Source organism: Caulobacter sp. GW821-FHT12D05 (genome assembly GCF_058807295.1).
The window spans coordinates 653,723-665,563 of the sequence record NZ_JBXAQO010000002.1; the positions used below are offsets into that span (position 1 = coordinate 653,723).

An 11,841-nucleotide genomic window follows, 5' to 3' on the forward strand; every position below is an offset into this window, starting at 1 on the left:
GGCTTGGCCGCCGGGCGGCGTCAGGTCAAGGCTTATGACACCGGTCCCAAGGCGCTCTAGAGCCGCGCTCTCACGGTCGCGCGCACGGTGCGCGGCGCGCCGGGGAAGATCCAGACCGGGCTATAGCTGCTCTGGGCGTAGTGCGCGTCGAACAGGTTATCGACCTCCAGCCGCACGTCGATCTTCTCGGTCAGGCCATAGTCGATCGCCGCCTTGGCCTTCCAGTACGGCGGCAGCCGCAGGCCGCTGCCATCCAGCGCTCCGGCCCGGTCGCCGACATAGGCCGCGCCGGCCGTCAGCGACCAGGTTGTGCCATGGCCGGTGCCGAACCGCCCGACCGCGAAGGCCCCGCCCTGGTGCTCGGGCACGTCCAGCACGTCGGGCGTGGCGAAGGCGGTGTCGTCGGCCCGGGCGCGGGTCCAGGCGTAGTTGACCACCACCTTCCAGGCCGAGGTGATCTCGAACGCGCCGTCCAGCTCGACGCCCTGGCTGGTCAGCTTGCCGACCGGGGCCAAGAAGCTGGCGTCGACTGGGTCATTGGCCAGGATGTTGCGCTTGTCGATGTCGAAAGCGGTGACGGCGACGTCCACGCCCGGCCAGGCGCCCGACACGCCCAGCTCCCAGCCCTTGCCGGCCTCCGGCGCGAAGCCCTGGCCATTGCGGCCGGTGCCCGAGTTCAGCAGGAACGAACGGCCATAGCTGGCATGGGCCGTCCAGGCGTCGCTGAGGCGATAGCGGGCGGCCAGGCGGTAATCGACCGGCTGGTCCTTGGTCTCGCCGACCGCGCCGGTGCGGTTGTTGCGGATCTTCTGGCGATAGGTGTCGGCCCGCAGCCCGGCCAGCAGGCTGAGGCGGTCGGTGACCTCCCACAGGTCTTGGGCGTAGAGGGTGGCGACCTTGCGGGTCTCGCGGTTGTCGGTGAACGGCAGCAGCGACAGGGCCTGGCCGCCATAGACGGGGTTGTCGATGTCGATGCCGTAGGGCGCCGTCGCGCTGGGGTTCCGGCGCAGCAACTTTTCCCGGTAGTCCATCGTGTAGCCCTTGAGGCCAAAGCCCAGGCGATGCGCACCGACGCGGCCGTTCAGCTCCAGGCGGCCCGACAGGTCCTCGACCGTGTAGTCGCGCTCGCGCCGCTGCCGCCACAGGGTGCGCCCGACCAGCCGCGACTGGTCGCTGGAGAAGCCGTGCATGGAGCCTTCGCGCCAGGCCGCGCCGGCGGTCCAGGTCCAGTCGGTCGACAGGCGGCCCTCGGCCGTCAGCTGCTGGCGCTCGTTGCGGAAGCGCGTCACACCATCACCCGGCTCGCCGTAGAAGCGCGAGCGCGGCAGGGCCAGGGCATCGCCGTTCACGGCTGGCACGCCCCGGTCGAACGGCGCGTCGAAGGTGGTGAACTCGCCAACATAGGTGATCCGCAGGGCGTCGCTGGGCTTCCAGGTCAGGGACGGCGCGACCGCCCGGCGATGCAGGTCGACATGGTCGCGCCAGCCGTCGCTGCGTTCGTCAGCAAGCACGAGGCGGCCCGCGAAGGTGTCGCTCAGCGGCCCGGTCACATCGACCTCGCCCCGGCGCAGGCCGAACGAGCCGACCGACGCCGCGACGGTAGCCGCCCGCGCGAACTGCGGGGTCTTGGAGACGATATTGACGCGGCCGGCCGGGTCGATGTCGCCGAACAGCGCGCCAGCCGGGCCTTTCAGGATCTCGATCCGCTCGGCCGTGGCCGGGTCGCGCGGCGGGGCCAGGCCTCGGTTGGCGAGAAAGCCGTCGACATAGTACTCGGCCCCGCCGTCCGGCGTGCCAAGGAAGCCCCGGATCGCGAAGTTGTCCAGGAAGCCGCCGCGGTTGTTCTGCTGGCTCACTCCGCTGGTCAGCTCCAGGGCGTCGGCCAGGCGGCCCGCGCCTACGGCGTCCAGCAGATCGCGCTCGACCGAGCGGCTGGAGGGCGACATGGCTTGGGTCACCTCGCCTGCGCCCAAGGTCAGGTCACGCGGCGCGCCGCGACGGCCCAGGATGACGATCTCGCCCACCGCATGGGCTTCCGGAGGTTCTCCAGCATCAGGGGCGGCCAGGGCCAGTAGGCACGCGCTCGCGCAGCTCCACGACAGGGGCAAGGGAACAACTCCGTTGTAATGTTATTTCATAACAGCTACGCAATTGGTCATGACGCTGTCAACCGCCCCCGTCTCCGCCGCCCGGATCCAGTCGATCGACGCCCTGCGCGGCTTGGTCATGCTGCTGATGATGGTCGACCACGTGCGGGAGTTCTTCTTCATCCATGCCCAGGTCTCCGACCCGATGGACGTCGAGGCCACCCAACCGGCCCTGTTCTTCACCCGCCTGGCCGCCCACCTGTGCGCGCCGGTGTTCCTGGCCCTGACCGGCCTGGGCGCGTGGCTCTACGGCCAGAAGCAAGGCAGTGCGGCGGCCGCCTCAAGCTTCCTGTTCAAGCGCGGCCTGTTCCTGGTGTTCCTCGAGCTGACCCTGGTCAGCTTCGCCTGGACCTTCTCGCTGACGCCCAAGATCATCTACCTGCAGGTCATCTGGGCCATCGGCCTGTCGATGATCGCCCTGGCGGCGCTAGTCCGCTTGCCCCGCCTCTGGCTGATCGCCGTGGGCCTGGTCATCGTGCTGGGCCACAATCTGCTGGATCCGATCACCATCGCGCCGGGCCAGCCTGGCCACGCCCTATGGGCGGTGCTGCACGATCGCGGTTTCATCGAGCTACCCTGGGGCGCGAGGGCCCGAACGTCCTATCCGCTGCTGCCCTGGATTGGAGTCGCTGCGTTGGGTTACGCCATCGGCCCGTGGTTCGTCCGCACTTGGCGCGAGCGCCGTAATCGACTGGTGCTGAGCGGCCTCGCCATGTTGCTCCTGCTGGTCGTGCTGCGCACCGTGAACCTCTACGGCGAGCCCCTGCCCTGGAGCGTCGGCGCCAGCCCCGTCCACACCGTCATGAGCTGGCTGAACTTCACCAAGTACCCGCCCTCGGCCGACTTCCTGCTGCTGACCCTTGGTGTCGGGGCCTTGCTGCTGGCCGCGCTGGAGAAGGCGTCCGCCCGCCTGGTCGGCGCCCTGGCGGTGCTGGGCGGCGCGCCGTTGTTCTTCTACCTGATCCACCTCTATGGCCTGCACCTGTTGCAGCTCTTGGCGCGGGCGGCGTTCGGTCCGAACCAGGGCGAGGCCTGGGCCCTGCCCGGCGTCGGCGCGATCTGGCTGCTGGCGGCCCTGGCGGCGATCCCCTGCTGGCTGGCCTGCCGCTGGTTCGGCCCCGTCAAGCGCGCCAGCCCCTGGCCGTGGATGCGCTATTTGTAGACCCGATCGCTTTCTTGAGAATGCGAATGAGATTGACTCTCATCATCAACACCAAGTAAGCGCCCGACAACTGTTTTTGTGGGGGTTCTTGGGCATGAAGCGGATGTGGTTGGCGGCGAGCGCGCTGGGCGTTCTGGTTATGGCGCAAGGTGTCCACGCGGCCGAGACCGCTCCCGCCCCGCCCGTCGACGATCAGGCTACGGCCGTCGAGGCCGTGATCGTCACCGGCGAAAAGACCAACCGGGGGCTGCAGCAGACCGTCACCAGCGTCGCGGTGACCACCGCCGCCAAGATCGAACGCGAGAACATCCGGAACTTCTACGACGTGGTCGCCGGCACGGCGAACATGAGCGAGACGTACGGCAAGACCGGCTTCACGATCCGGGGCGTCAGCAACAGCAACGTCTCGGGCGGCGGCACGGGGGGCCTGGCCACCATCTATGTCGACGGCGCTGCCTTGCCGGTGGAAGCCTCGTACGGTGGCCCGCTGGACCTGTGGGACATCGGCCAGGTGGAAGTGCTGCGCGGTCCGCAGTCGACCCTGCAAGGCCGCAACTCGCTGGCCGGCGCGGTGATCATCACCTCGGCCAACCCGACCCAGACCTTTCAGGGCCGCGCCCGCGTCGGCTACGCCAGCGGCGATGAGCGCAGCGTCGCCTTGGCGGTCAGCGGCCCGATCGTCCAGGACCAGCTGGCCTTCCGCCTGGCCGTCGAGAAGAAGAAGAGCGACGGCTTCATCTACAATCCGGTCCTGAAGCAGGACATGGACGCCGTCGACAACCTGTATGTCCGCGGCAAGCTGCTGTTCACGCCCAGCGCCCTGCCCGGCTTGCGGGCGATGCTGACCTACGCCCACAACGACCGCGACGGCGCGTACCTGTTCACCTACGCCCGCACCGATCGGCCCGAGTACTACAAGCACCGCATCGACACCTCGGGCGATCCCAGCCGCACCAAGACCAAGTCCGACATCCTGACCTTCGACGCCGCCTATGCGTTCAGCGACAAGCTGACCCTGAACGCCATCGCCTCGTTCAACGCCGTCGCCAGCGACGCCACCACCGACTTCGACTTTCTGCCCGTCCGCAGCTCTTACGGCACGCGCAGTCAGCGCAACGACACCACCTCGTTGGAGCTGCGCCTGAACTATGAGGGCGAGCGGCTGAAGGGCCTGGTCGGCCTTTATCAAGCGCGACGCGACGCCCGCGACTATTCGGTCAGCCTGACCAACGTGCCGTTCCCGCGCGCCACCCTGGTCAATGTGCTGACCTCGACCCTGCTGGCGGGCGTCCCCGCGCCCACGCCCGCCCAGCAGGCCGGCGCCGCGGCCCAGGCCAACGCCTTCGCCAACCTCTACATCACCGCCCTGCCAGTGGTGCCGGTCGACTATAGCGGCGACCAGCCCTCGGTGATCGACACCAGCGCCATCTTCGCCGACGCCAGCTTCGCGCTCACCGACAAGCTCTCGGTGCTGGGCGGCTTCCGCTACGACCACGAGGAAAACACCAGCAGCACCGTGCAGAAGGCGCGCTTCGCGGGGACCTATCCGACGCCGGCGGCTTTCGGTCCCTACGCGCCCTATGTGGTCCAGGTGAACGCCTTCGTGGCCGGCATGGTCGCCCAGGCCAACTCGTCCGCGCCCACGGGCACGCGCAAGTTCAACGCCTTCCTGCCCAAGGTCGGCGTGAAGTACGAATGGACGCCGGACATCAACACCAGCCTGGTCGCCCAGCGCGGCTATCGCTCGGGCGGGTCGACGGTCAACGCGGCGCGCTCGACGGTGGCGGCCTATGATCCGGAATACACCTGGAACTACGAGGCCTCGCTGCGCACCGCCTGGCTGGACGGGACCCTGACGGTCAACGCCAACGCCTTCTACACCGACTGGAAGGACCAGCAGGTCACCGTCAACATGGGCCTCAACGCCTATGACTACGAGGTCAAGAACGCCGGCAAGTCGCACCTGTACGGCTTCGAGGTCGAGGTGAACCAGCGCGTGACGCCGCAGCTGTCCTGGTACGCCTCGGCGGGCCACACCAAGACCAAGTTCGACGACTTCACGGTCAATGCGGGCACGGCCACCACCAACCTGTCGGGTTCGGAATTCCCCTATGCCCCGCACTGGACGCTGGCGGCCGGCGCCGACTACCGCTGGGACAACGGCCTGATCGCCCACCTGGACGGCAACTACCGCAGCCATTCGTTCTCGCAGGCCGACGTCAGCCAGGCCCAGGAGGCGCTGGTGAAGGCCCGCCTCGTGTTCAACAGCCGCTTCGGCTACGAGCGCGAGCACTGGGGCGCCTACGTCTTCGCCAAGAACCTGCTAAACGCGACCTACAGCCAGTACAATCGCGACGACGCCAACATCGCCCTGCTCAGCGAGCCGCGCATCCTGGGCGTGACCCTGGAGACCCGCTGGTGAGCGCGCTCTGGAGCCTCGCGCTTGCGCCCCTGCCATTGGCGGGGGCGTTTCTGCTGAAGAAGGCCTGGGACGAGCCCGGCCCGAACCGGCCTCGGTTCATCCTCGGCGGCTGGGGCCTGCTGGCCGTGGCGATCGCCGCCTCGGTCCCGCTGATGGGCCCCGCGCGAGGCCCGTTCGTCATGCTGTCGATCGGCTCGACCGTGGCGCTGATCCTGGTCGCCGCCGGCGTCGAGCGCCGCAACGCCAAGAAGAAGGCCCAGCGTGAGTTGGCGCCCGAGCCGTCCGACCGCCGCCGCGTCGTCTGGCGCGGCTGGCTGCGCGGCTTCCTGGCCGGTCCGCTGGCTGGCATCGCGGCCCTGGGCTGCGGCCTGGCCGTCGCCATCTGCGCGCCCGGCCAGATCCAGAGCCGCATGGTCATCGGCGGGCTGATGGTGCCGTTCCTGTGGGCCGGCGGCATGGCCTGGACCCTGTCGGACGACAAGATCCTGCGCGCCTTCGCGGTGCTGGCCGGCGTCTCGGTCGTCACCTTGGGCGCGGCCTTCCTGAAGGGAGCGCTCTGACATGGACGGCTCGACCACCGCTCCGGCGAAAGTGAAAACCGCCGGCAAGCCGATCTGGCCCAAGGTCCCCGCCGAGTTCGTCCGCGCCATGCTGGCCGGCCACTCGGCCCTGGGCCTGGCCTTCGCGGCGCTGATCTACCTGGTCTGCTTCTCGGGCTCTATCGCCGTCTTCACCCAGGAGTTCGGCCGCTGGGAGCAGCCCGCCGGCCCGGTCCTGCACGAGATCACGCCCCAGGCCGCCGACGCCGCCTATCGTGAAGTGCTGGCCAAGAACCCCAAGGCCCACGACCTGTTCGTCCGCCTGCCCGAGCCCGCCTATCCGCGCCTGTCGGTCCACGGCGACGACGCCAAGGGCGGCGAGCACACTTACTTCGCCGACGCCAACGGCAAGGTGGTGGCCGAGCAGCAGACGCCGTGGATGACGTTCCAGGCCGAGCTGCACACCGTGCTGCACCTGCCCCGCGCCTGGGGCGGCTTCATCGTCGGCCTGACCGGCGTGGCGCTGCTGTCCTCGCTGGTCTCGGGCGTGCTGTCGCATCCGCGCGTGTTCAAGGACGCCTTCGCGTTCCGCTGGGGCGGCTCCAAGCGCCTGCAGGAAGCCGACCTGCACAACCGCATCTCGGTGTGGGGCCTGCCCTTCCACCTGGTCGTCTCGCTGACCGGCGCCTTCCTGGGCCTGACGCTGATCATCGTCGGCGTGCTGGCCCTGGCCACCTTCAAGGGCGACACCAGCAAGGCCTACGCCCTGTTCACGGGTCCCCAGGTCAAGGACGACCCGCGCCCGGCCGCCCAGCCGTTCAGCGTCGAGAAAGCGCTGACAAGCCTGAAGGCGCGTTATCCGGACGGCCGCGTGAACTACCTCTTCATCGAGCATCCGACCGAGAGGGGCCAGCACGCCGGCGCCAACGTGGTCACCGACGGCCGCCTGTCGCGCGGCGAGACCGTGGTCGTCGACGGGGCCGGCAAGATCCTGGGCGAGGTCGGCTACGAGAGCGGTTCAGTCGGCATGCGCGTGCTGTCGACCATGACCCCGCTGCACTTCGGCTGGTTCGGCGGATGGCCCGTGAAGGTCGCCTATCTGCTGCTGGGCTTGGGCCTGACGGCGGTGACCTCCAGCGGCGTCGCCATCTGGCTGGCCCGTCGCCGCGACAAGGGCCGCCCGGCGCCGCGTTGGGAGCGCGTGTGGATCGCCTTCGTCTGGAGCCAGCCGGTGGCCTACGCCTTCTCGGCCCTGGTCGCGGTGCTGTCGCCGGCGACGCCGCCGGTAGCGGTCTGGGGCCTGGCCACCCTGGCGGCCTGCGCCTCGGCCATCGTCGGGACGCCGGCCGGCATCTCGATCGCCCTGCGCCGCATCGCCGCCGGACTGCTGGCCCTAGTCGCCCTGGCCCATGCCGGCTTCCACTTCGGGACGATGGCCGACCCGGTGGGCTGGATCATCGACGTGGCCTTGCTGGTCACGGCGGCGCTGCTGGCCGCGACGACCTTGAAACCCAAATCGGCCGTTTAGTGGATGGCCCTCCGTGCGCGGAGGGCCTATCTCACCGGCAGGGAAGGAACGCCGCAGCTCGTCGAGTTCGCATGCCCCTGTTCGCTTGTCTGTTGTGCGCATGGTGAAGTTCCGCCGGCGCGGCCTGGCGTCGATCAACTCCGAGATCCGCGACGGCATCGTGCCCGCCGCCGACGGCGTGACCGTCTCGTCCGAGGCCCCGACCTCCGAGACCCCCAAGGCCCGCGACTACCGCATCGTGGCGATGATCATCGCCTGCGCGCTGTTCATGGAGCAGATGGACGCCACCGTCCTGGCGACGGCCCTGCCGACCATGGCGCGCGATTTCGGCGTCCCGGCCACCAATCTCAGCTCGGCCCTGACCGCCTACCTGCTGGCCCTGGCCGTGTTCATCCCCGCCAGCGGCCGCCTGGCCGACCGCTTCGGGGCCAAGACCGTCTTTCGCCTGGCCATCGTCATCTTCGTGGCCGGCTCGACGCTGTGCGGACAGGCCACCAACCTGCCATTCCTGATCCTCGCCCGCTTCCTGCAAGGCATGGGCGGGGCGATGATGATCCCGATTGGACGCCTCGTCCTGCTGCGTTCGGTGGCCAAGCAGGACATGGTTTCGGCCACCTCGTGGCTGATCATGCCCGCCCTGATCGGCCCGATCATCGGCCCGCCGATCGGCGGCTTCATCGTCACCTATCTGGACTGGCGCTGGATCTTCTACCTGAACATCCCGATCGGCCTCCTGGGCCTGGTCCTGGTCACCCTGTTCATCGACGAGGTGCGCGGCGAGACGCCCAAGCGCACCGACATCCCCGGCTTCCTGCTGTCGGGCGTGTCGCTGGGCTGCCTGCTGTTCGGCTTCGAGATGACCAGCCGCAGCGGCGAGCTGACCAACGCCCTGATGCTGATCGCCATCGGCGCAGCCGCCGGCGCGCTCTACATCCGCCACGCCCGCAAGCACGCCGCGCCGATCCTGGACCTGACTTTGATGCAGGTCCCCTCGTTCCGGCTGTCGGTGATCGGCGGCTCGCTGACCCGCATCACCCAGGGCGCCCAGCCGTTCCTGATCCCGCTGATGCTGCAGCTGGGGTTCGGCATGAGCGCGGCGGTCAGCGGGACTATCACCATCGCCGGGGCCATCGGTTCTCTGGCCATGAAGAGCCTGGCCCCGCGCCTGCTGCGGCGGTTCGGCTTCCGTGACAGCATGATCGTCGCCGGCCTGGCCGCCAGCGTCGGCTATGCCATCTGCGGCTTCTTCCGGCCTAGCTGGCCGCTGCCGCTGATCTTCCTGACCCTGATGGCCAGCGGCTTCTGCATGTCGTTCCAGTTCACCGCCTACAACACCATCGCCTATGACGAGATCCCGCCCGAGCGGATGAGCGCGGCGACCAGTTTCTACGCCACCTTCCAGCAGCTGATGCTGTCGATGGGGATCTGCGCCGGCGCGGCGGCGCTGCATGTCGGCATGCTGGCCGGCGGCCATGCCAACCCGCAGCTGTCAGACTTCACCGTCGCCTTCCTGGTCGTCACGGCGATCTCGGCCTCGGCGACGATCTGGAACCGCCGCTTCGACAAGGACGCCGGAGCCGAGTTGAGCGGCCACAAATAGGCTTTCGTCGCATTACAAAAAGTACACTTGTAGTTTTCTCAATCAGAAAGCGATCCTGCCCTTGCCGCCGCGCCTTGCGGCCGTCTGGGGGATTCATCAGTGCATATCGGCCTCGTCTGGGCCGCGGTCGTCGCCGCGCAAGCCACTACGCCCGCTCCGCCCCCTCAGAAGCCAGCTGAAGCCTCCAACGGGGTCAGCGCCGTGACGGTCACTGCCGACGCCCCGGCCGTGCGCACCTCGATCGACCGCCGCAGCTACAGCGTTTCCGGCGACCTGACGGCCCAGAGCGGCTCGATCTCGGACGCCCTGCGCAACCTGCCCTCGGTCGAGGTCGACGTGCAGGGCAATGTCAGCCTGCGCGGCGATCCCAACGTCACCATCCTGATCGACGGCAAGCCCTCGGGCCTGTTCCAGGGCGAAGGCCGCGGCCAGGCGCTGCAGCAGATGCCGGCCGAACGCATCGACCGCGTCGAGGTGATCACCAACCCCTCGGCCGAGTTCCGCGCCGACGGCACCGGCGGGGTCATCAACCTGATCACCAAGAAGGCCAAGGGCGCGGGTCGCACCAGTGGCTTGCGCCTGACCGTCGGCGACGCGGGCCGCAACGGGGCCAGCGGCAATATCGGCTACAACAGCGGCAAGCTGTCGGCCTCGGGCGACATCAACTGGCGCCGCGACCCGGCCAGCCAGAACGACTACGAGCGCCGCCAGCAGGCCAATCTCGACAACGAGACGAAAGGTAAGACGACCTACGACTTCAAGAGCCTGACCAGCCAGGGCACGGTCGACTACGACATCTCCGACAAGCTGCGGATCGGCGGCGAGGCCCGTCTCAGCCGCTTCCAGCTGGGCCTGGACAGCGCCGCCGACACCACCCGCCGCGATGGCCTGGGCGTCCTGACCCAGGGCTTCCACCGCGACCTGACCATCCGCCAGACGCGCGACAACGCCGCGTTCAGCACGAACCTGAAGAAGAAGTTCGACGGCGACGGCCACGAGCTTTCGCTGAAGCTCAGCTACGACGTGGTCGACGACAACCGCACCCGCACCGGCCACACCTCGACCGTGCTGCCGACCGCCTCCAGCGCCTGGGACCAGCAGCGACTGGGCTACGACACCCGCCAGACCGACCTGAAGGGCGACTATGTCCGGCCCATGGGTCCGGGCCAGACCCTGAAGCTGGGTTTCGACCTACAGTTCGACGACAACGGCTACGACAATGTCGGCCTGCGCGGGACCAGCCTGTCCAACCTGGTCGTTGATCCGGGCCTGACCAGCCGGTTCTTCTACGAGCAGCAGCTCAGCCAAGCCTATGTCACCTATGAGCGGCCGCTGGCCAAGCTGACGGTGCTGGCCGGCCTGCGCTACGAGCAGTCCAAGCTGGATCTGACCTCCGGCGGCGTGAAGACCGACAACGACACCACCCGGCTGATGCCCAGCCTGCACCTGTCGTACCCGCTGACCGACCGCCAGAAGCTGACCGCCAGCTACAGCCAGCGCCTGCAACGCCCCGGTCCGTTCGACCTGAACCCGGTGCCGTTCCTGTTGGACCCGCTGAACTACCGGATCGGCAATCCGAACCTGAAACCCCAGCAGACCCACTCGTTCGAGCTGGGCTGGCAGTACCGCAAGGCGCCGCTGACGGCCCTGGCCACCCTGTACTACCGCGAGAACGACAAGGTGGTGTCGGACGTCGTCACCGACATGGGCGGCGGGGTGTTCGTGACCACCAAGGCCAATGTCTCCCAGACCCGCAACGGCGGCCTGGAGCTGGTTCTGAACGGCAAGCTGACGTCCAAGCTGACCTACAACATCAGCAGCAACACCTTCTGGGCCGAGCTGGACGGCAGCAACCTGGGCATCCCCGGTACGCGTTCGATGGTCACCGTCCAGGGACGCGGCAGCCTGAACTGGCAGGTGACGCCCAAGGACCTGCTGCAGATGAACGGCTTCATCAGCGGCAAGCGCCTGACGGCCCAGGGTTACGGCCTGCCCGCCATCGGCATCGACCTGGGCTATCGCCGCAAGATCGACGACCGCCTGTCGCTGGTGGTCACGGTGCAGGACGCCTTCGGCCTGTTCCGCGACAAGCAGGTGATCGACACCCCGACGCTGAAGAGCCTGGTGGTCCGTGACGTCGACGCCCGCTGGGTGCGGGTGGGCCTGGCCTGGACCTTCGGGACCGGCAAGTCGCGCAAGGATCCGGGCTTCGACTTCCAGGGTCCGGGTGGTCCCGGCTAGGCTGAAACCGCCTCCAGAAAATCTCCTTCGATCAATTCCTATTTAATTGATAGGAATTTCATCAGCAGCGTCTTCCTCCCCTTTGACGCCGCAAAACTCAGCGCCGCCCCGGGCTCTCCTCTTGGGGCTGGCGCGGGCGTCCCCGGCGAGGCCTGCCCGCCGAACCGGGGACGCGCCACCTTGCCCCGCGCCATCGGAACCG

Annotated in this window: 7 protein-coding genes; 6 read left to right on the forward strand and 1 reads right to left on the reverse strand. The window is 68.4% G+C overall.

The window, feature by feature from the left end; genetic code table 11:
• Nucleotides 1-56: 56 nt before the first annotated feature.
• A complete protein-coding gene (locus AC1RRR_RS10550) occupies nucleotides 57-2,024 on the reverse strand; it encodes a TonB-dependent siderophore receptor (protein WP_492812834.1) in 1,968 nt (655 codons plus the stop codon).
• A 133-nt stretch (nucleotides 2,025-2,157) separates the two neighbouring features.
• Here AC1RRR_RS10550 and AC1RRR_RS10555 point away from each other — a divergent pair, with 133 nt between their 5' ends.
• From AC1RRR_RS10555 to AC1RRR_RS10580, 6 genes are all read left to right on the forward strand, one after another.
• Nucleotides 2,158-3,309: an acetyltransferase domain-containing protein gene (locus AC1RRR_RS10555; protein ID WP_492812836.1), complete on the forward strand. Its 1,152-nt coding sequence runs from the start codon at nucleotides 2,158-2,160 to the stop codon at nucleotides 3,307-3,309.
• 94 nt (nucleotides 3,310-3,403) lie between these two features.
• Complete coding sequence (locus tag AC1RRR_RS10560; protein WP_492812838.1) at nucleotides 3,404-5,731, forward strand: TonB-dependent receptor; 2,328 nt, start codon at nucleotides 3,404-3,406, stop codon at nucleotides 5,729-5,731.
• A complete protein-coding gene (locus tag AC1RRR_RS10565) occupies nucleotides 5,728-6,291 on the forward strand; it encodes a hypothetical protein (RefSeq protein ID WP_492812840.1) in 564 nt (187 codons plus the stop codon). Before AC1RRR_RS10560 ends, AC1RRR_RS10565 begins: the two co-directional genes overlap by 4 nt.
• A 1-nt stretch (nucleotide 6,292) precedes the next feature.
• Entirely contained in the window at nucleotides 6,293-7,798 is a 1,506-nt protein-coding gene (locus tag AC1RRR_RS10570; RefSeq protein WP_492812843.1) for a PepSY-associated TM helix domain-containing protein, read from the forward strand.
• Nucleotides 7,799-7,898: 100 nt separating this feature from the next.
• Nucleotides 7,899-9,398 (forward strand): MFS transporter, encoded by a 1,500-nt coding sequence (locus AC1RRR_RS10575; protein ID WP_492812845.1) that lies wholly within the window; start codon nucleotides 7,899-7,901, stop codon nucleotides 9,396-9,398.
• Between the two features lie 99 nt (nucleotides 9,399-9,497).
• The gene (locus AC1RRR_RS10580; RefSeq protein WP_492812847.1) at nucleotides 9,498-11,639 is read left to right on the forward strand and encodes a TonB-dependent receptor domain-containing protein; all 2,142 of its coding nucleotides are present in this window, start codon (nucleotides 9,498-9,500) and stop codon (nucleotides 11,637-11,639) included.
• Nucleotides 11,640-11,841 lie beyond the last annotated feature (202 nt).

What these genes read in the sequence shown, in the direction of transcription:
- AC1RRR_RS10555 (WP_492812836.1), top strand. Translation starts at nt 2,158, where the DNA reads ATGACGCTGTCAACCGCCCCCGTCTCCGCCGCCCGGATCCAGTCGATC.
- AC1RRR_RS10560 (WP_492812838.1), top strand. Translation starts at nt 3,404, where the DNA reads ATGAAGCGGATGTGGTTGGCGGCGAGCGCGCTGGGCGTTCTGGTTATG.
- AC1RRR_RS10570 (WP_492812843.1), top strand. Translation starts at nt 6,293, where the DNA reads ATGGACGGCTCGACCACCGCTCCGGCGAAAGTGAAAACCGCCGGCAAG.
- AC1RRR_RS10575 (WP_492812845.1), top strand. Translation starts at nt 7,899, where the DNA reads ATGGTGAAGTTCCGCCGGCGCGGCCTGGCGTCGATCAACTCCGAGATC.